We start from the raw sequence: 20,552 nt of genomic DNA, 5'->3' as shown, positions 1-20,552 counted from the left end.
GCCGGAGCCATGACAGAAAAGGGCCAAAAGGTGTAGACTACAACCCCGCCCCGTATTTGTGTTCGTGGAGTTGTTTTGCCTGCTCCACCCACTTGTCGCCTTCGATCCGGCCGGGAAAGAACTCGATAATTTCGTTGATCTGCCGGGCGTCCTCTTTGGAGAAGTTAGCCACCTGCCGGAACGTGTAGATACCTAGCCGATGTAGCTTACGTTCCAGAAACGGCCCTACACCAACAATGTCTTTCAGATCATCGGCATCGGTGGGCGTTGCCCGGCCAATCCGGTCGAAGTTTAATTCACCGGCGCGGGCTTCGATCCGGTCGAGTACAATCAGTTCCGAAGCCTCACCAGGAGCCGAGGGGCGGGCAACGGGCGACACTGGAGATACAGCCGCCCCGATAGGCGGCTCACTATTGATCATTGGGGCATCGTCCGCATCGATCATAGCTGGCGTATCAGAATGACTCAATGCTGGTTGCAGTGGATCGGCGGGTACAAACGTAGTGGTTACGTCAGGCTGCACGGCGGCTGCCCCGGAACCCGCAATGATACCCGCAGCAGTATTTCCCTGACGGTAGGCGGCTAGTTCCTGCTTTTTATTCGCAACAGTACTACGGAGTGACCGTATTTGCCCCGAAAACAGCCATCGCCCCAGCAACCAGCCAATGAGCGCAGCCAGCGTCAGCAGTACAGCCATTTCCAGAATTGCCGTGATGGGATTAAGCGGGTCCATTGCAGTCATAATAGGGCAGATCAAGAATAGTTTTATACGTCCGTTTACTTTCTAGCCAACTCAGTCGCCTGGCTCACCCAACGGTCGCGGGCAATCCGACCGGGAAAAAACTCGATGATATCATTGACCAGGTCTTCGTCGGCTGACGTGAACCGGGCAATTTGCGCGAAGGTATAAATTCCAGCCGCGTTCAGTTTCTTTTCCAGAAACGGTCCAACTCCCGAAATCCGCTTTAAGTCGTCGGCCTCATGGGACGTGGCCCGACCGATCCGATCCAAGTCCAGCGCCTGTGCCCGTACCGCAATCCGGTTCAATGTATTGGTTTCTTCGTCATCCGACGTATTGGCAACTCGTACCGGGCGATTCTGCCAGTCGGTTATATCAGCGTCCACCCGGTCGCGTTCTACTTCCAGTTGGTGAATCGTCTGGCGTTGTGAAATGAATCCAATAATGAATCCTAGCACCACTGCCACCACGATCATAGCGAGATGCTGCATGGGTGCTTCGGGCAGATTGAGCGGGTTTAAATCAAACATGACGTTACGTATTAGCGGCTTCTACTGGACAACTACCGATACCCGTCGGTTGGCTTTACGCCCTTCGCGGGTGTCGTTTGGGTATTTAGGATCTTTTTCGCCTTTGGCCACGACCGTAATCTGGTCGGTCCGAATGCCGGACTGACGCAGTTTCTGTTTTACGCTGTTGGCCCGTTCGCGCGACAAACGCAGGTTTACGTCGCTGGGCCCAGCGTTATCGGTATACCCGGTAACCGCCAGTTTCTTGTTCTTGTGTTTTTTTAGATACGCCGAAGCTTCTTTGAAAAACTTCTTTGTCTCGGCGGTATTGATGTAATTGGCCTCATTCAGCGGAAAATACAGGCTGAGTGGTGTAAAGACCGACGTGTATTTTTCGGCAGCCGCCAACCCTTCTTCAGTTTTTGGAATAGGTCCGGTAACGGGTTTCTCCGCCACTGGCTCCGGAGTTGGTTCGGGTTTTGCCTCCTTCTCGGTTTCCTTCTTTGGTTTCTCGGCTTCCGCGACGGTCAGATCCGTTAACACGGTATCGGTAGGCGCTACCGGGGCGACAACGGGTTCGCTTCCGCCGAACGTAAAGGCCAGCCCCCCGTAGAGCGAATCACCTTTGGGCGTCATCGTAATAATACCCGGCTGCGATTCATCGGCAATCACCCCTACAGTAGTCAGCGTTTTAGTCGCAACGCCCTGTTGAACTAAGTATTGCTTAATGGCCTCCGCCCGCGCCAAACCCAGATTGGCTAGTGGCGTTGTATTCTTTTCTCCGCCCAGGTAATAGCCCGTAATGGTCAGTGTCCGGCCTGGATTGGCTTTGAGGTAAGCCGTCAGTGAATCCAGCGAGCCCATCAGCGTATTCATCGTGGCGTTGGCGTCCGACTGCCCAAAGCTGAAATTCCCCGGCAGGTCGAGTTGAAACCGGGTGCCGTCACTGATAAGCAACGGTGGAATTCGTACCGACTCGTCCGGTGCCGTATCGATTGTTGCCGTGGGTGCTTCGGTATCCACACAGAGTTGTTTGATTTTACAGGTATGCCACCAAGTCGCCCCGGCGATCCAGACTACGAGTAAAACAATCCAGGGAGTTTTATGAGCGAGCATGACCTAGGCAGAATTTAGGAACGGGCGATGAGCGTACTGAACAGTTACCGAAACGAACCCGATTTGGCCGGGAAGGTTGGCCAAAATTACAGTAGCTGCCGTGAAATGCAAGTTTACCGACTTGTCGATACGCGGTGATTCGTTCATAAAAACGGCGTAAAGTGAACGAACATCGCCCGGAAGCCAACGTAAGGTTGTTAACTTGCCTGCCAATACAACCTCATGAAAACAGTGAGCCGCTCTCACCAGACAACGTATGCTTATTGACCTCCGCAGCGATACTGTTACGCAACCCACGCCCGCCATGCGCGAGGCCATGTTCCGGGCCGACCTGGGCGACGACGTGCTGGGCGATGACCCAACCGTCAATGCCCTCGAAGCCAAGGCAGCCGCTCTATTCGGCATGGAAGCGGCCCTGTTCTGTGCGTCGGGCACCATGACCAACCAGCTCGCCATCCGAACCCACTGCCGCCCCGGCGACGATGTTATCTGCGATTACCTCTCCCACGTCTACCAATACGAAGGCGGTGGTATATCCGTAAACGCCCTGGCATCCGTCAGTTTGCCCAAAGGCGAACGAGGCAAGTTGACCCCGGAACTGATCCGGGACTATATCTACAATCCAACGGACCCGCACAAACCCCTGTCTCGCCTGGTGGTCATTGAAAATACCGTCAACAAAGGGGGTGGATGCTATTATACCGTCCCCGAAATTGCGGCCATTCGGCAGGTGTGCGACGAAAACGGTCTGATTCTGCACCTCGACGGGGCGCGGCTGTTTAACGCCCTAGTCGAGACGGGCGAGCCAACCGAAGCGTACGGACAACTGTTCCATTCCATCAGCATTTGTCTGTCCAAAGGGCTGGGTTGCCCGGTAGGATCGCTGCTGCTGGGCAAAGCCGATTTCATTCGTCAGGCGCGCCGGTTTCGCAAACTCATGGGCGGGGGCTGGCGGCAGGCGGGCTTTCTGGCAGCAGCGGGTATCTACGCACTGGATCACCATGTCGACCGACTAAAAATCGATCACGCCCGGGCCCGTAAAATTGGGCAGATTCTGGAACAAGTGCCCGACGTTAACTCGATTCTACCGATTGACACGAACATTGTCATTTTCCAGCTTCCCGAAACCATCCTGGCAACGGATTACGTTAGTAAACTGGAGACGATGGGCATTCGCAGTGTTGCGTTCGGTAAACACCAAGTACGTTTTGTGACGCACCTGGACCTGACTGACGAACACGTTGATCAGCTCGCTACGTTGCTTATTCCCTAGTTATGGAATCACCCAAACCACTAGCTCAATCCTCCGCTTACCTACCCCTTGGTTTTACGTTCATTATCCCGGGGATTGCCATGAAAGGAATGATTGCATGTGTTGGCGTGGGGGCCGCGTTTCTATTTATCCATCACAACCAGTAGCGAAAAGCAAAGAATTAACGTATGCATATACAGACCAGACCTTTACAGAAGGAAGATTACCATGACCTCAAAGAGGCCATGATTGAAGTATATAGCGTCATTGGCGGAGACTATTGGCAGAAGAGTAACATTATCAAACTGCTCAATATTTTCCCCGAAGGCCAGTTCTGCGTGGAGGTAGACGGTAAAGTGGTGGCTTGTGCGCTGTCGATCCGGGTCAAATACAGCGACTTCGGCGATAACCATACGTACGCCCAGATTACCGGCAATTATACCTTCAAAACGCATAGCGACGAAGGCGATTACATGTACGGTATCGAAGTATTCGTCCACCCGGAGTACCGCGACCTGCGCCTGGGACGGCGACTGTATGACGCTCGGAAAGAGGTGTGTGAGCAGCTAAACCTAAAGGGTATTTTGGCGGGAGGCCGCATTCCGAATTACAGCAAATACGCCGATGAGCTGACACCCCGCGAGTATATTGCTAAGGTGAAACAGAAAGAAATTTATGATCCAACACTGACGTTTCAGCTCTCTAACGATTTCCACGTCCGGAAAGTCCTGCGGGGCTATCTGCCCGGTGATACAGAGTCGAAAGAGTTTGCCACGCTCCTCGAATGGATCAATATTTATTACGTTGACGAAAAAGACAAGAAGCCTCATACCGACTCCATTATTCGGATCGGGGTTATTCAGTGGCAGATGCGTCTGTTCAAAAACTTAACCGCGTTTCTGGACCAGGTTGAGTTTTATGTCAACGCCGTGAGCGACTACCGGGCGGACTTCATGGTGCTGCCCGAGTTTTTCAATACGCCCCTCATGGCCGATTTCAATGATCTGCCGGAGCCGGTTGCGATCCGGAAATTGGCCGACTACACCGTCCCCGTACGCGAAAAACTCTGCGAACTGGCCATTTCTTATAACGTAAACATTGTGGGGGGCTCGATGCCACTGGTCGACGACGATGGGCGGCTTTATAACGTAGCGTACCTCTGCCGCCGGGATGGTTCCTGGGAAGAGTACCGCAAGATTCACATCACGCCGAACGAGGTCAAACACTACGGTATGGTGGGTGGCAACGAGATTCGGGCGTTCGACACCGACTGTGGTAAGGTCGGTATGGTGATTTGCTATGACGTGGAATTCCCTGAACTGGGCCGGATTCTGGCACAGCAGGGTATGCAGATTCTGTTCGTGCCGTTCCTGACGGATACTCAGAATGGCTACTCGCGGGTACGGCTTTGTGCGCAGGCCCGGGCTATCGAAAACGAGTGTTACGTAGCGATCTCTGGTTGCGTTGGGAATCTGCCCCGCGTGCAGAATATGGACATCAACTACGCGCAGTCGGCGGTATTTACCCCCTCCGACTTTCAGTTTCCAACGAACGCCGTTAAAGCCGAAGCGACGACCAACACGGAAATGGTACTGATTGCCGACGTTGACCTGAGCCTTCTGAAAGAGCTGCACGAGCAGGGGTCTGTCCAGGTGCTGAAAGATCGCCGGACGGATCTCTACGACGTAAAAGTGAAGAAAATGGCCCGCAAAGCCGCCGAGCGCAAAGCCGATCCGGACAACAGCCCGGAACAGGTAGCGCCGGTGATTGTGGTGTCTGACTAGGCTTATTTTTTGAAAACAGAAAAACCGGCCAGTGCCGGTTTTTCTGTTTTATCCTCGACTGTCACCCTGAAGTTTCAAAAATAGTAGGAGTTAGCGAACCCTTTTCCGTCCATAACTGTAACATTATAAATTACAGTTATGGACGGACGCTTTGCCATATCGCTGCACATTTTGACACTGCTCACCCAGGCCGACGGCGCATGGCTTTCGTCCGATTATCTGGCGGGGAGCATCAATATCAATCCGGTGCTGGTTCGTAAGGAGCTCAGCAACCTGCGCAAACGCGGCCTGGTTATCAGCCGGGAAGGTAAAAACGGCGGCAGCACACTGGCGAAACAGGCCGGACAGATTCTGTTGTCGGATGTCTTTCGCGCTACCCACGAAGGCGCTTTTCTGGGAAAGACCCGAAACTCGCCTAATCCAAACTGCCCCGTTGGGCGGCAAATTAACCAACACCTGAATTCACTGTACTCAGAAGCAGAACAAGCTTTGTTGAACCAACTGGGTAGCACAACGCTCGCTGATTTTTACCGACAGTTCGATTAATTTTTTGCCTATAACTGTAATAAATTTTATTACAAATTTCACTTACTAAACACAATCAAACTATGAAACTTGCCATTATTGGAGCATCTGGATTTGTTGGTTCGGCCCTGGTCACCGAGGCCTTAGAACGTGGTCACGACGTAACAGCTCTTGCCCGGCATCCCGAAAAGATCACGACGACCAACGATAAGCTAACCACAAAGGCAGTTGATGCCTCGAACACAGACGAACTCGCGGCCGCGCTGGCTGGCCACGACGCCGTACTGAGCGCCTACAACGCTGGCTGGACAAACCCGAATCTCTACGATGACTTCCTCAACAACTCGAAAGCAATTGAAGCGGCCACCGAGAAGTCGGGGGTAAAGCGCTTATTGGTGGTGGGTGGCGCCGGTAGCCTGGAAGTAGCACCGGGCGTACAACTGGTAGATACCCCCCAGTTCCCGGCGGATTGGAAAACGGGAGCAACATCAGCTCGTGATTATCTGACCAGCCTACGTCAGAACACGACGTTGGACTGGACCTTCCTGAGTCCAGCAATTATGCTGCAACCCGGCGACCGTACGGGTACATTCCGCCTGGGCACCGATCAACCGGTTTTCAACGACAAAGGCGAAAGCAGTATTTCGGTAAATGATCTGGCGGTGGCCGTACTGGACGAAATCGAGCAACCTCAATTCATCCAGAAGCGCTTTACGTTAGGCTATTAATTGGCTGTCGCGCTCACTAATCCCCGTTCGCAATTCATCAAGTCGAACGGGGATTAGTAATTTAAAAAACCGTAATTCACTCGTCATTACATTAAGACTGAGCTATCTATTCAGCCAGTAGACACAATTTACGTTTGTTGCGCACAATCGCCCATCTATGTGATTGATGGCCCTTTGCCGAACCGAAATCCGTTTCAAACAACCTGTAACCCGCCATGTTCTTTCTTAAATAGTTGTAGGACTAGACCTCCCCTATTGGTCGATCGGTTTGACAACAGCAGGTTGGTTGATGTTTACTTCTTTATCGCTTCCGGTATTACTACTAATTTTTAGCGTAGCGGCTGCCGTTGTTTGGAAAGCAGGCATTGCGCTGTCCAACACGACCGACGCGCTCGACAAGCGGTTCAACCTAGGCGAAGCGCTGGGTGGTACTATTGTCCTGGCTATCGTTACAAACCTACCCGAAATAGCCATTACAATCAGCGCGGCCCGGAGCAACAAGGTCGAACTGGCAGTGGGCAACATTTTGGGCGGTATCGCTCTACAAACCGTCGTGCTGGTTTTACTCGATGCATTCGGGGTAGGCAAGCAGGATACGCTTACCGCGAAGCAGACGTCGTTGATTCCAGTCCTGGAAGGGGCGCTCGTCATTACCATGCTCACGCTTGTGGTAATGGGTCATCAGTTACCCGGTGATCTCGTGTTTGCTCGCCTTACGCCTGACAGCGTGCTCTTACTGGGCACGTGGGTAGCTGGAGTCTGGCTTATTAGTAAAGCGCACAAAGGCTTAGCCTGGCAGACCACGCGGCCAGCACCTCCTCCAAAAAAACAGCCGTCGGCCGCTACCGAACGTAACGCGGGTAAGTCATTCCTGATCTTCGGCATAGCGGCTTTGGCAACGCTAGCCGGGGGTGTTGCCCTGGAAGAAAGTGGTGATGCCATGTCGAAACAGCTGGGTATGGACGGCGTTATTTTCGGAGCAACTATACTGGCAGCAGCCACTTCCCTACCCGAAGTTTCGACGGGTCTGGCCTCCATTAAAAACAAAGATTACACCCTGGCCATCAGCGATATTTTCGGCGGTAACGCGTTTCTACCCGTACTACTGGTACTGGCAACCGTCATTTCGGGCAAACCGGTACTCCCCACGGCTCAGAAGAGTAATATCTATCTGACCGGACTGGGTATACTGGTCACCATTCCCTATCTGTACGGCGCACTATTCCGGCCCAAACACCAGATCGCACGCATGGGTCTCGACTCGTTCATCGTGCTGATTATTTATCTCATCGGCGCCGTTGGGTTGTTTGCCATTTCGGCCACGTGACGTAAGAGCCGAAGCAGTCCCCATCTTCCTAAGGGCAATAATGCCCATCTTTGTTATCTCAATCGATCTCCGATTCGGCTAAATGAAAGTTATCGGACGACGAATTGACTAGCGAAAAAAACTCCGTAACGACAATACACCCTATGTTCGACTTTCGCCTGACCGTTTTTTATACCGTCGCCAAGCGATTGAGCTTTACCAAAGCAGCCGCCGAATTGTTTGTGACGCAGCCCGCCATAACCAAGCACATTCAGGAGCTGGAGAGTCAGTTAGGCATGGCGCTGTTTGACCGGCGGGGGAACCAGATCAGCCTGACGACGGCGGGGAACGTATTATTACGTCACGCCGAAACAATCATGGGGGTGTACCGACAGATCGAATTCGACCTGAATGCCTTAAAGGGCCAGCCCGGTGGACGGCTACGATTGGGGGCTAGTTCGACGATTGCACAATACGTCATTCCGGCGGTGCTGGCGCGGTTTCAGGAGCATTCGCCGGAGGTGAGCCTGTCACTCCTAAGTGGCAATACCGATCAGATCGAGCAGGCGTTACTCAACAATGATATTGACCTGGGACTGGTTGAAGGACGCACGCACCACAGCGATATTCGCTATACACCTTTTGTCAAAGATGAGCTGGTGCTGGTCTGCCGGGCCGATCATCCGCTCGCCGGGCGCGATGAGATTACGCTTGCCGAACTAAAAACCGTCCCCGTTGCACTGCGAGAACGGGGTTCCGGTTCGTTGGAGGTCATTGAACATGCGCTACGCGGAGCCGGTCTGCGCCTGACTGACCTGAACCTGGCTATGCAACTGGGCAGTACGGAAGGCATCAAGTCGTACCTAACCAGCTCGGCCAGCATTGCCTTCATTTCCATTTTTGCCGTACAAAACGAACTACAAAACGGCATTCTACGCGTACTCGACGTCACGGGCCTGGCGATTCAGCGTGACTTCTACTCAATTCAGCTACAGGGCGTTAGCGAAGGTCTGGCCGATACCTTCATGCGTTTTGCCCGGCAGCAGTACAACCGACGTTGACAATCTCAAGCTACCGGGTCTGGTGGTTTTTTTGCCGAATCCGGCTTAGCGTTTCCCGCGTTACGCCCAGATACGAAGCCACCATATGCAATGGTACACGACGGAAAACGGCGGGATGTTCGGCTACGAACGCGTCGTACTTCTCTTCAGCGGTATAGCTGATGTTGATAAAAATACGCTGAAGACTCTTGTTGTGGCTTTCATCCTTCAACCTGTCGGAAAACGCTTTAAACGCAGGCATGGCCGCGAATAGCTCGTTCATCGTTTCCTTCGTCCATAGCATCAGGGTAGTATCCTCCAGAGCCTCAACGTAACAGTGGGACGCCGTCTCATTCGTGTAGCTTTCGTGGTCGATCGCCCACTGATCCTCGGTGGCAAACCGCATTACCGATTCCGTTCCATCTTTATTGACCCGGTAGACACGTAACAACCCATTGAGCACAAATAGCTTATGGCGGCACACGTCGCCGGCACGCAGCAGCAGCTGGCGTTTCCGCACAGTCAGTGTTGTGGCGCAGGCCTGTATTCGTAAAATGTCGTCGTCGGTGAGCTGTGCTGTTGAGCGCAGGTATGGAGCAAGCTGGTTCATAGTTCGGCTAAACCGTTTGTCGCGTAAACAGCGAAACGCATTGTATAGTGCGAAGTCTCTCTAAAGGCAATCATCATTGCAATTTGTGACAAATGTCCTCGCGTTGGGGCTTGCTACAGTGACAACTTTGCCTCCAGAAATTAGTCAATCAACCTGCGTCAGCAATCAATAACTCAACTACGTATGCGCGTTTTTCTTACAGGAGCCTCTGGATTTGTTGGCTCCGCTGTTACCCGGGAATTAATTAGTGCCGGCCATCAAGTCGTTGGTGTCGTACGGTCCGCATCATCGGCCAATGCCCTAACCGAAGCCGGGGGCGAACCGTTCATGGGTAACCTCGACGACATCGACGGCTTGAAGCGCGGGGCCGCAGCAGCCGATGCCGTTATCCACACCGCTTTCATCCATGATTTCAACAACTTTGCCGCGGCAGCCGCTGTGGACAAGCAGATCATCGAAGCATTCGGTGATGTACTGGCTGGCTCGAACCGGCCATTGATTTGCACCAGTGGGCTATTGGGAATAAAACCGAGCCACGGTTCCCTGATCACGGAGAACGACGTATCGACCTCACCGGTTCGGCTGTCGGAAGCCGTCACAATTGCACAGACCGATTTAGGCGTAAAAACGTCAGTTATCCGGCTGGCTCCGTCCGTGCATGGCCCCGGCGATCATATCGGCTTTGTGCCGAACCTCATCGCCATCGCTCGCGAGAAAGGCGTTTCGGCTTACATTGGCGACGGTACAAACCAGTGGCCCGCCGTACACCGGCTCGATGTAGCCCGTCTGTATCGGTTGGTACTGGAAAACGGCAAGGCAGGTAGCCGTTACAACGGAACCGCAGAGACCGGCATGCCAATCCGGCAGCTTGCAGAACTAATCGGCGACCACCTGAACTTACCCGTTGTGTCAATAGCGCCCGACGAAGCAGCCCGTCATTTCGGCTGGATGGCGCTTTTTGCCAGCATGAACAGTCCTGCGTCGAACCAAAAAACGCGGGAGCAACTAGGCTGGACGCCATCAGGTTCTACTCTCTTCGACGACATGAAAGCTGGTTTTTATTTCGACCACTAACGCCAGGCCGTACGATTAACAAAACAATCGGAGATTCCTGATGATCAGGAATCTCCGATTGTTTTGTTACGTATTAGCACGCCTTAACTAAAAATAATTTAAGGGGTGTACGATTTACCAAGTATCAATTTGTTGTCCGACAGATCCGCTTCGAACAGGCGTGGAATGCGGATCGTCCGGCCGTTTACGCTCTTGTGGCTGTGCGCCGATAGCAGCAGTTTACCGTCGAACGTACGAAACAGCATTCCGTGACCAATGTTAGGCGGAGTGATCGGCTCTTTTTCGTGCACCCACGGCCCATCCAGCGTACCACTTCTTGAATAAGCAACCCCCTGCGTGTAGACGTCGTAGATCCAGCTCGTCCAGAGCATGCCCAGCCGACCGCTTTTGGTTACGAACAGAAATGGGCCATCAGTAACTTTATTCGGGCGGTCGCGCCCAGTCGAATCTTTTTCGCGGCTCCAGGGCGAATCGCTGGCCCGGAACAGCAGTTTCCCCGTCCCGACGCTCCCGCTCAGGTCCGGCTTCAGTTCGATCTTTTCGATTGTCCCATTGTTGTTCTGCAACCATTCGTAACAGTACACCATGTACGGTCTCCCGTCTTTATCCACCCAGTACGTACCATCCAGGGTGGGTTTGTCGGCGGGTAGATATGTATCGTCGCGCATCGGTACGTACGGTCCATCGGGTTTGCTGCTGACGAGGATATGGCTGGCCCGGCGTTCGATGATGTTTTTACCAACCGTGTCGATATTGACGGCCCGGTTGGTAAACGTAGCGAAGTAATAGTATTTGTCGTTGACGGCATGCAGTTCAGCCGCCCAGATCATCGGCTTCGGTCCCATCCACGAGTCAGGATCAGTTTGCGCAACCGTATACGGACCCTCCCACTGTTTCAGGTCGGGGCTTTTCCAGAGCATTCCACCCGTGCCGGTCATGTAATACGTATTCGTCTTCTTGTCAGCCAGGATAAACGGATCGCTTAGCCGGATTGAATCCAGCGGCACATTTTTTCGAATGGTCTGTATCCGATTTTCCTGCGCGTACAGCGTTTTCACCCAGAGCAGACAGAACAAAAGCAAACTTTGTAATCTCATACATTAATGGCTTCGATTGATGACCGAGTCCGGCCTGGTTCGACCGTATACTTGTAAAGCACTGGCCCCTATTTTTTACCCGTTATAGCCAGCCTGGCGCATTTACCCTTTCGGATCGAGAGCTACTTGATCGATAGCAGTTGTGGGTCTTAACAATTTCAAATTGGCAAATACTGCTTTCTGAAGCCACTTTTCAGTAAATTGCCTAGCCTTTTGCTTCATTTTTTATGGAACACAACCAATCCAAGTCTTCGCTCTTCGACCGGCGGGGCTTTTTGAAAACATCGTCGCTGGCGACGCTGACGAGCCTGTTGGGTACGAACATCGTCTTTGCCGACCGGATGCCGAAGCATTACCTGCCGCTGGCGTTCGACCAGATCGACCCGATGGCGAGTAAGCACAAGAACATGGTCGTACTGAACGACAAACCCTGGAATGTCGAAACACCCGCCTATCTGCTCGACGATGCGGTAACGCCCGCCGACAAAATGTTTATCCGGAATAACGGCCTGATTCCCGAGAGTATCGACGTAAAGAACTGGACGTTAACCATCAATGGTGAATCAGTAAAAGCCCAAAAAACCTATACGCTCGACGAGCTGAAAACTAAATTCAAGTCGCATACGTATCAGCTTGTTCTGGAATGTGGCGGTAATGGCCGGGCGGGTTATTTCCCCAAAACGGCGGGGAATCAGTGGACTGAAGGGGGCGTTAGCTGCGCCGAGTGGACGGGCGTCCGGCTGAAGGATATTCTGGCCGACGCGGGCCTCAGCGATACGGCGGTCTACATCGGCTACTATGGGCAGGATTTACATCTCAGCCGTGATCCAAAGCAGGCGGTTATTTCGCGGGGCGTCCCCATTGCCAAAGCCCTCGAAGACGAAACGCTGGTGGCCTGGGCCATGAACGGACAGGACATTCCGCTGGTGCACGGTTATCCGTTGCGGTTGGTCGTTGGCGGCTGGCCTGCGTCGGTATCGGGCAAATGGCTTCACACGATTGCCGTACGTAACAAAGTCCACGACGGAGCCAAGATGACGGGCAAAAGCTACCGCGTGCCCATTCATCCGGTACAGCCGGGCGTTGACCCACCGGCTGATCAGTTCAAAATCATCGAATCGATGCCGATCAAATCGGTCATTACGTTCCCGCAGATAGGACTCGAACTGCCAATGGGGCAGAAACTGTCCTTGCGGGGGCACGCCTGGGCGGGCGACCGTGTCGCCAAGGAACTGCATGTCTCAACCGATTTCGGAGAAACCTGGCAGAAGGCCGATTTGAAGGCCCCAAAAAACCGCCTAGCGTGGCAGCACTGGACCGCCGAAGTTAACTTCCCAACGCAGGGTTATTACGAAGTCTGGGCGCGCGCCACCGACGATAAAGGTGTGTCGCAGCCGATGGTGATGCCGCAGTGGAATCCTGAAGGATACATCAACAACGCCTGCCACCGCATTGCGGTGAAGGTTGTTTAGTTACCCCCAGCCCCTTCACGAGGTTGGCAGTAATACCAACGAATGAAAAATGATTCGCTCATACAATTCAATGAACAAAACAACAAACTACCGCTGGTTGATCGCCAGCCTGTGTGTGTGGCTGTTATGCGCATGGGTAGCCCAGCAACCCGTTCCGGCCAGGAAAACCGCTCCGAAAGCGCGTGCTACGCACCGCCCGGCTTCAACGAAGAAGGAAACTAAATCAACAACGGTTACCCCAACCGCCGTCGGAACATTACCAGCGGCCGCCACGGCCGTCGACCCAAAAGGTGTTATGGTCGATGCTGAGACGGGGCTAGCGGTCGACGATAACATGGTGCTGGTCAAGGGGCAGTGCACCGTTTGCCACAGCAGCAAGCTGATTCTGCAAAGTCATTTCGACCGCGATAAGTGGGTGGAGCGTATCCGCTGGATGCAGCGCACGCAGAAACTATGGGATCTGGGTGAAACCGAGAAGCCAATCCTGGATTATCTGGTGAAACACTACGGTCCGCTTCCGGTCAATTTTGATGGCCGACGGCTCCCCCTCGATCCGCCCAAATGGCACACGCGCTAACCAATGATTTTTAAAACGGAGCCGCCCCGCGATAGCTTTTGCTGCTATCAACGGGGCGACTCCGTTTATAAGGGATACTAGGCTGTTAGCGTAGCCCAGCAGCTGAGGCTGACCTCAACAGATCACTTTATCGCTTCCCAGACTTCTAATGGACGATCGGTAGACATGATGTCGGCGCCATTAACCGCGAAATTTTTATAGACCTGATTCCCTTTGGCAGCCGCCTGTTTATCGAGGTTACCGAGCGTTCCGAGAATGCAGGCAATGCCTTTTTGATGAAGAAACGCGTATAGCGATGCCTCGGGCTCCTTAACGCCCACGAATGCCACCATCCGATTGTCCGGAATGCCCAGTTCGTGCAACCGATCGTACTCCGCCTGATTCCGGATTGTAACAGATATCATCAGGTTCGGGTCGAGCTTGTGCAGTTTGGCCGCATCCTGCGCGTTGTACGTGATAACGGCTACGTAGTCACTGGTACCCGTTTTATGTACCATATCGACTACCTTCTCGAACGATACGTTCCGTTTGACATCCAGCGTAAACGTGACTTTATTTTTCCCCCAGCGCAGCACATCTTCCAGCGTCGGAATTTTATAGGGCGTTACGTTGCCCATGTTATCCTCCAGCCGGACTGGAGTCAGTTCAGCGTACGTTTTTTCGATGAGTTTGCCCGTACCGGTCGTCGTGCGATCCAGTGTTGCATCGTGCATCATCACCAGCACGCTGTCTTTCGTCAGATCAATATCACATTCAATGATGACAGGCTCCTTTGGCGTACCAATTTTCTGGGCCATGTACTGAAACGACTCGATACAGTTCTCCGGATATCCTTTCAAATCACCACCACCCCGGTGCACGGATATCTTGGCGCGTTGCCCAGCGGTGTATTTGAAGTAATCGTAGGCGCCCCCCGTAGAAATGCGGGGTTGCGTTTTAGGCGAACAGGCAGCTATAGAAAGCGCCAGCAGCCCAACAATCATGCAGTTTTTCATCAGGCAAAACTAACAAAAGTTTTGCCTGGCAGGCGTCCTATAAACATTACTTGGATTTAGGGACAGGCAAAAAGCGAACGGCGTTTTTCCGGATCAGGTAAGCGCCAATACTCGTCGTCACCGTTGTAGCGATCAGCACCACCGGCCAGAACTGACCCATCGGTAGAGTGCGAGTCAGAGTTTCGGCCCAGAAGGCGGCAAATAAACCCACCACCGACCAGTTCATGAAGTAATAGTGCCAGATCAGCCAGTTACGGACGCGGTGATGCAAAAGAACCGGTAGCATCCCGCCAATAATCGTGGTCAAGCTAAATAGAGCCGCAATATGAAACGGACCGAACGTACCAAACAGGCGATAGATCATAAAGGCCGTTACGTTCAGGACAATCATACTGCCTACGTAAACATAACCTACCCGCTTGTGAAATAGACCGCCTTTGGTATTAAGTAAAACAATGGAGCCGGTTACCAGAGCAACCAGGGCAGAAATAAGGTGCAGAAGACCGATTGGCGAGTGTGTCATGAGCAGTGAATTCGTTAGTGAGCTAAAGCTAGTCAACCCCCAAAAACCGTCCTGCTTAATTGCGACGAAATAGCTTCACCGCGGTGTAAACCGGGTTTGCAGCGCGATTAAACAGGGCGTCCCTAAAATGTCCAGCCCGTCATCAACTGAAACCCCTTTGTGTCGTCGCCGTAGGCTTTTACGTCAAAACCCAGTGTCAACCCTACCGGGAACTGATACAGGAGGCCATATTTCTGGTAGGTCGTTGGCTTGTAACCTGTTGGCAATACTACGTTCCAGCCCATGTGCGCGGTGAAGGTGTAGCGTCCCTGCCAGAACTCATACCCAGCCAGTATGGTCACCTGCCGATTATCTAGGGCGCCAGCTCCCCACCGATTTAGCTGCTCTTTAAAATAGTGATCGTCGATGAACTCGGCCCCGGCGGATAAAGCATGCTTGCGAGTGATCCGGTACCCACCCACCAGCTTAGTGCCGTAAAGTGGTAAGGCCATCTCGGGCTCTGTCGTCGTTTTAGGCAGTACACGAACGGAAGTAACTAATAGCGCCCGTAGAAAAGCCCGCTTGGTCAGCGGAGCGGGCGTGAACGATTCGATTTGATCAAAATTAGCCCGTTTGGGTATGTACGTTAGGCCGGCAGACAGACTTGGCAGGTTGACACCTTGATTAGGCAATCGGGTTCCGGCGTTAGAAATATGATTGTAATGCGCCGACACATTTAGCGTCAGGCGATCTGTCAATCGGTAATAACTTTGGCCGCTTACGCCGATCATGCTGCTGATTGGCATACTGAACCGATCGTTGTAGGGATTCGTGACCGGATCGTACAGTCGGTTTAGATACGTCAAGCCCATCTGCGCTCGTACCCCGAAAGATAGTCGTTTATCGGGGCGAATCAGTGGTTCGAAAAATAGTCCGGCACCCGCCGTGCGTCCCAGTACGTCCGGGCTTTTGAAGGTATAGTAATTGGCATAAACGCCCGCTTTAGCCACGCAATTGCACTGCTCCCAGGAACGCTGACTCAGTTTCAACCAGCTATAGTTTAGTTCTATTCCCAGAGGGACTTTTCCCGTCGTGGCAGGGCCCAGATTCGGCACACTCAGGCCGTAATGAAGCCGGACACTGAATTCAGAACTACGGGAGCTGTCCGCCTGTGCCTGACTGCGCGAAATAGGCAGTCCAATCAGCAGCAGAAAAAGTAAGCCCAGTGACCCGGATAGTGGTGGTAACGTATTTTTTTGAGCAGAGTGAGGAGATAAAATGAAGCGCTGTAAAAGTTTCCGCATGGGTTGTATTGAGGGTGGTCAAGCGTAATGAGTGGGGACTTATTAGGTATTTGGACAGAATAAGTTTATTCCAACCATCAAACATAACCAAAAACAGGGGTGTAGTACAGAGATTTTAGTTACCGACCCAGTGTTTGTTTTATAAATTTTAAGAAGAGAACTTACCCTTTACTTTGACGGTTGTTTAATAAAGTGCTTCTTCAATAAGCGTCTCCTAGTCTGTACCCATAGGTTCCTACACGGCGTATTGCCAATCACTTTTCAGCACGGTTGCACGGTATGCAGCCGTGTAAACCATGCCCAGTCGCGGAGGTACACAGGCGATCTGAGGTTAACATTTAAACTACCATATATAAATGGGTGCATCTAACGAAACCTTTAATAAGCGGGAAAAAGAAAAACAACGGCAGAAAAAACAGAAAGACAAACAGGAAAAACGGGAAGAACGTAAAGCATCGGGCAGCAAAGGGCAAAGTTTTGACCAGATGATCGCCTATGTAGACGAAAACGGGAACATATCAACCACGCCCCCCGATCCCCGTAAGGCAAGACAGGTCGACCAGCAGGACATCCAGATCAGTGTGTCCAAACAATCGGATTTACCTCAGGAAACGGTCAGACAGGGTATTGTCTCCTTCTTCAACTCCGCCAAGGGTTACGGATTTATCCGCGATTTACAGACCCAGCAGAGCATTTTTGTCCATATGAATGGACTGGTAGACCCCGTCGGGGAGAATGATAAGGTTACGTTCGAACTTGAGTCAACCCCCAAAGGTCCTAGTGCTGTTCGGGTAAAGAAAGCAGTGGCTAACAAACCAGCCACTCAGCCCCAGACGGATACAAACGTTCAGTAAGTTACCGAGTAAAAAAAAGAGGCAGACGATCCTGAGATCGTCTGCCCGTCTTGGTATCAGCTCTGTGGCATCGATTAGACCACGACGTTCACAATTCGTTTCGGCACAACGACGACTTTCTTGGGTGATTTGCCTTCCAGCCATTTCTGCACCACTTCGTCAGCCAGCACCTCGCCCTCAATTTCTTTCGGTGCCCGGTCAACGGCGAAGCTCATTGTCGTACGAACTTTTCCGTTAATCTGAATCGGGTACTCGAATGAGTCTTCGATCAGGTAGTTCGGGTTGAATTTTGGAAATTCAGCCTTTGAAATCGACCCGGGCTCATTGCCCAACGCGGCCCACAGTTCTTCCGTAATGTGTGGCGCGTAAGGTGACAACAGCAGTACTAATTCCTGCAACACCGCTTTCTTGTGGCAGTTCAAGCTCGTCAGCTCGTTGACGCAGACCATGAACGCCGACACCGACGTATTAAACGAATAGGTTTCAATGTCGTTCTCCGCCTTCTGAATCGTCCGGTGCAGGACTTTCAATTCAGCCGGAGTCGGCTGTTCGTCCGTAACGATCCATTGGCTTTCTCCAGTAGCGTTGTCTTTGTAGAACAGACGCCAGAATTTCCGAAGGAAACGATACACACCGTCGATGCCGTTCGTGTTCCAGGGTTTAGCCTGTTCGAGCGGCCCGAGGAACATCTCATACATCCGTAGTACGTCGGCCCCGTAGCGTTCCACGATCATATCGGGATTGACGACATTGAACTTCGACTTCGACATCTTCTCCACTTCCGCCCCGACGATGTATTTACCATCAGGCTCGGTAATAAATTCAGCGTTTTCAGCCAGATCCGGACGCGATTTTTTAAACGCGTCAACGTCTAATACATCGTTGTCGACAATATTCACGTCAACGTGCAGGGGTGTTACGTCCCGGTCACCAATCTGATTCAACGATACGAATACCGGTGGTTTCCCTTCAACACCCGTTCCTTTTATCCGGTAGGCAAAGTTCGACCGCCCCTGAATCATGCCCTGGTTAATGAGCTTTTTGAACGGTTCCTCCTGCGGCACATAGCCCCGGTCTTTCAGGAATTTATTCCAGAAGCGGCTGTAAAGCAGGTGTCCCGTCGCGTGCTCGGTACCACCAATATACAGGTCTACACTCTGCCAATAATCGATGGCTTCTCTGGACGCGAATTCATTGTTGTTCTTCGGGTCCATGTACCGATACCAATACCAGGACGAGCCCGCCCAACCAGGCATCGTACTCAGTTCGTAGTCATATTGGTTTTTATACTTCCATCCCTCGGCTCGACCCAGCGGGGGTTCACCCGTTTCGGTAGGCAGATATTTGTCGATAGCGGGCAGTTCAAGCGGTAGATCGCTTTCGTCCAGCAGATACGGTAACGCTTTGCCGTCACCACCATCCTTAAAGTAGACTGGTACCGGCTCGCCCCAGTAGCGCTGGCGACTAAACACCGCGTCGCGCATCCGGAAGTTGACCTTACCTCGGCCTAACCCGCGTTCCTCCAGCCAGGCAATCAACGTAGCGGTAGCCTCTTTGTAGGTCAAACCGTTGATAATGCCTGAGTTGATGTAGTGGCCTTCTTTTGTATTATCGGCTTGCTGATCGATGTCCTTCTGAGCATCCAGCACCGGCACGATGGGCAGGTCGAAATGCTTGGCAAAATTCCAGTCGCGCTGATCCCCCGACGGAACGGCCATCACCGCCCCTGTGCCATACCCGGCGAGAACGTAGTCGGCCAGGTAAATCGGAACAGGCTCACCGCTCACAGGATTAGTGCAGTAGCTGCCCGTGAACACGCCCGAAACATCTTTTACGTCGGCCATCCGGTCCCGCTCCGAGCGCATTTTAGCCGCATTGATATACGCTTCCACGGCCTCCTGTTGCTTCGGTGTAGTCAGGCTTGGTACTAGCTCATGCTCTGGTGCCAGCACCATAAACGTAACGCCGTAGATGGTGTCAACGCGGGTGGTGAAGACTTCAATGAAAGGAGGAAGGGAGGAAAGCAGTAAAGGAGAAGAGGAGTTGCCGGATGAGTTTTCATTCTCCTCTCCTCCTTTACTGCTTTCCTCCTCCTTAAGTGGAAACTTCACACTAGCCCCAACCGATTTCCCAATCCAGTTGCGCTGTTGCTCTTTAATGGATTCGGTCCAGTCGATGGTATCAAGGCCCGTCAACAAACGATCCGCGTAGGCGGTGATTCGCATCATCCACTGCCGCATCAGCTTTTGCTCCACCGGATAACCACCCCGCTCCGATACGCCGTCTTTTACTTCATCGTTGGCTAATACGGTTCCCAGCGCCGGACACCAGTTTACCACGGCATCGGCAAGGAACGTCAGGCGGTACTTCAGCGTAATGGCGTACTGCTCCGTTTCGCTCAGCGCGTTCCACTCGTCGGCGGAGAATGACGTAACGTCATCGTCACTGACAGCCTGCACACCCGTGGTTCCATTTTTGGTAAACTTGGCGACTAGTGTTTCGATTGGTTCAGCCCGGTCGGTTTCTTTGTTGTACCACGACCGGAACAATTCCATGAAGATCCACTGCGTCCACTTGTAGTACGACGGGTCCGATGTACGTACCTCCCGCGACCAGTCGTAGCTGAAGCCGATATTTTTCAACTGCTCGATGTAGCGCGCCAGGTTAGCTTCCGTCGTTACGGCCGGGTGCTGTCCCGTCTGGATGGCGTACTGCTCGGCCGGTAAGCCGAACGAGTCGAAGCCCATTGGGTGCAGAACGTTGTAGCCTTTCAACCGCTTGTACCGCGCCACAATGTCCGACGCAATATAGCCCAGCGGATGTCCTACGTGCAGCCCCGCCCCCGAGGGGTACGGAAACATATCGAGGACGTAATATTTTGGTTTGGTAGTGTCGGTTTCGGGGCGGTAGGTCTGGTATTCATCCCAGAACTGCTGCCATTTCTGCTCGGTTTCGCGGTGATTGTATTCGGCCATGACGGAGTAAGTTGGAGCCCTCGGCGGGACGGCTCCGCAAATTGAATTGCAAAAATAGCCGTTTACCAAGACTTTTGCCTAGTTCAATGCCGA

The 20,552-nt window shown here is 52.6% G+C and carries 20 protein-coding genes; 11 read left to right on the top strand and 9 right to left on the bottom strand.

The features are described from left to right. Positions 1–37 precede the first annotated feature (37 nt). The 3 genes from ACYVAD_RS18255 to ACYVAD_RS18245 are packed head-to-tail and all read right to left on the bottom strand — an operon-like array spanning position 38 to position 2,364. Entirely contained in the window at positions 38–742 is a 705-nt protein-coding gene (locus ACYVAD_RS18255) for a hypothetical protein (RefSeq protein ID WP_461140957.1), read from the bottom strand. 35 nt (positions 743–777) lie between these two features. After that, on the bottom strand, positions 778–1,269 hold the full coding sequence (locus ACYVAD_RS18250; protein ID WP_461140956.1) for a hypothetical protein: 492 nt from the start codon (positions 1,267–1,269) through the stop codon (positions 778–780). 21 nt (positions 1,270–1,290) lie between these two features. Further along, positions 1,291–2,364 (bottom strand): OmpA family protein, encoded by a 1,074-nt coding sequence (locus ACYVAD_RS18245; protein WP_461140955.1) that lies wholly within the window; start codon positions 2,362–2,364, stop codon positions 1,291–1,293. Positions 2,365–2,620: 256 nt separating this feature from the next. On the opposite strand from ACYVAD_RS18245, the gene ACYVAD_RS18240 reads away from it, so the two are divergent. From ACYVAD_RS18240 to ACYVAD_RS18210, 7 genes are all read left to right on the top strand, one after another. Then, positions 2,621–3,637, top strand: a complete 1,017-nt coding sequence (locus ACYVAD_RS18240) for a threonine aldolase family protein (RefSeq protein WP_461140954.1) — start codon at positions 2,621–2,623, stop codon at positions 3,635–3,637. Between the two features lie 2 nt (positions 3,638–3,639). Next, positions 3,640–3,783, top strand: a complete 144-nt coding sequence (locus ACYVAD_RS18235; RefSeq protein WP_461140953.1) for a hypothetical protein — start codon at positions 3,640–3,642, stop codon at positions 3,781–3,783. Between the two features lie 21 nt (positions 3,784–3,804). Beyond that, positions 3,805–5,400 (top strand): GNAT family N-acetyltransferase, encoded by a 1,596-nt coding sequence (locus ACYVAD_RS18230; RefSeq protein ID WP_461140952.1) that lies wholly within the window; start codon positions 3,805–3,807, stop codon positions 5,398–5,400. Positions 5,401–5,538: 138 nt separating this feature from the next. Next, on the top strand, positions 5,539–5,946 hold the full coding sequence (locus ACYVAD_RS18225; RefSeq protein ID WP_461140951.1) for an Rrf2 family transcriptional regulator: 408 nt from the start codon (positions 5,539–5,541) through the stop codon (positions 5,944–5,946). A gap of 62 nt (positions 5,947–6,008) precedes the next feature. Then, a complete protein-coding gene (locus ACYVAD_RS18220; protein ID WP_461140950.1) occupies positions 6,009–6,653 on the top strand; it encodes an NAD(P)-dependent oxidoreductase in 645 nt (214 codons plus the stop codon). 289 nt (positions 6,654–6,942) lie between these two features. Then, positions 6,943–7,980: a sodium:calcium antiporter gene (locus tag ACYVAD_RS18215; protein ID WP_461140949.1), complete on the top strand. Its 1,038-nt coding sequence runs from the start codon at positions 6,943–6,945 to the stop codon at positions 7,978–7,980. Between the two features lie 143 nt (positions 7,981–8,123). Next, entirely contained in the window at positions 8,124–9,020 is an 897-nt protein-coding gene (locus tag ACYVAD_RS18210) for a LysR substrate-binding domain-containing protein (protein ID WP_461140948.1), read from the top strand. Positions 9,021–9,030: 10 nt separating this feature from the next. Here ACYVAD_RS18210 and ACYVAD_RS18205 read toward each other — a convergent pair whose 3' ends face one another. Next, on the bottom strand, positions 9,031–9,609 hold the full coding sequence (locus ACYVAD_RS18205) for a Crp/Fnr family transcriptional regulator (RefSeq protein ID WP_461140947.1): 579 nt from the start codon (positions 9,607–9,609) through the stop codon (positions 9,031–9,033). A gap of 183 nt (positions 9,610–9,792) precedes the next feature. Here ACYVAD_RS18205 and ACYVAD_RS18200 point away from each other — a divergent pair, with 183 nt between their 5' ends. Then, on the top strand, positions 9,793–10,683 hold the full coding sequence (locus tag ACYVAD_RS18200; RefSeq protein ID WP_461140946.1) for an SDR family oxidoreductase: 891 nt from the start codon (positions 9,793–9,795) through the stop codon (positions 10,681–10,683). Between the two features lie 98 nt (positions 10,684–10,781). On the opposite strand, the gene ACYVAD_RS18195 is transcribed toward ACYVAD_RS18200, so the two are convergent. After that, on the bottom strand, positions 10,782–11,780 hold the full coding sequence (locus ACYVAD_RS18195) for a glycoside hydrolase family 43 protein (RefSeq protein WP_461140945.1): 999 nt from the start codon (positions 11,778–11,780) through the stop codon (positions 10,782–10,784). Between the two features lie 227 nt (positions 11,781–12,007). Here ACYVAD_RS18195 and ACYVAD_RS18190 point away from each other — a divergent pair, with 227 nt between their 5' ends. Continuing rightward, complete coding sequence (locus ACYVAD_RS18190) at positions 12,008–13,252, top strand: sulfite oxidase (protein WP_461140944.1); 1,245 nt, start codon at positions 12,008–12,010, stop codon at positions 13,250–13,252. Positions 13,253–13,322: 70 nt separating this feature from the next. Then, positions 13,323–13,829, top strand: a complete 507-nt coding sequence (locus tag ACYVAD_RS18185; protein ID WP_461140943.1) for a hypothetical protein — start codon at positions 13,323–13,325, stop codon at positions 13,827–13,829. 122 nt (positions 13,830–13,951) lie between these two features. On the opposite strand, the gene ACYVAD_RS18180 is transcribed toward ACYVAD_RS18185, so the two are convergent. The 3 genes from ACYVAD_RS18180 to ACYVAD_RS18170 all read right to left on the bottom strand — a co-directional run bounded on the left by ACYVAD_RS18180 (position 13,952) and on the right by ACYVAD_RS18170 (position 16,630). Next, complete coding sequence (locus tag ACYVAD_RS18180) at positions 13,952–14,824, bottom strand: glycerophosphodiester phosphodiesterase family protein (protein WP_461140942.1); 873 nt, start codon at positions 14,822–14,824, stop codon at positions 13,952–13,954. 46 nt (positions 14,825–14,870) lie between these two features. Then, positions 14,871–15,347 (bottom strand): DUF2306 domain-containing protein, encoded by a 477-nt coding sequence (locus ACYVAD_RS18175; RefSeq protein WP_461140941.1) that lies wholly within the window; start codon positions 15,345–15,347, stop codon positions 14,871–14,873. Positions 15,348–15,469: 122 nt separating this feature from the next. Further along, entirely contained in the window at positions 15,470–16,630 is a 1,161-nt protein-coding gene (locus ACYVAD_RS18170; protein ID WP_461140940.1) for an acyloxyacyl hydrolase, read from the bottom strand. Positions 16,631–16,986: 356 nt separating this feature from the next. Between ACYVAD_RS18170 and ACYVAD_RS18165 the strand changes: the two genes are divergently transcribed. Next, positions 16,987–17,484 carry a cold-shock protein gene (locus ACYVAD_RS18165; protein ID WP_461140939.1) on the top strand — a complete coding sequence of 166 codons (498 nt, stop codon included), beginning with the start codon at positions 16,987–16,989 and terminating at the stop codon, positions 17,482–17,484. Positions 17,485–17,558: 74 nt separating this feature from the next. Here the strand turns inward: ACYVAD_RS18165 and leuS are convergent, their stop codons facing one another. Then, a complete protein-coding gene (leuS, locus tag ACYVAD_RS18160) occupies positions 17,559–20,459 on the bottom strand; it encodes a leucine--tRNA ligase (RefSeq protein ID WP_461140938.1) in 2,901 nt (966 codons plus the stop codon). Positions 20,460–20,552 lie beyond the last annotated feature (93 nt).

This window comes from Spirosoma pomorum (assembly GCF_054776615.1).
This window is presented reverse-complemented; position numbering and strand designations above follow the sequence as displayed.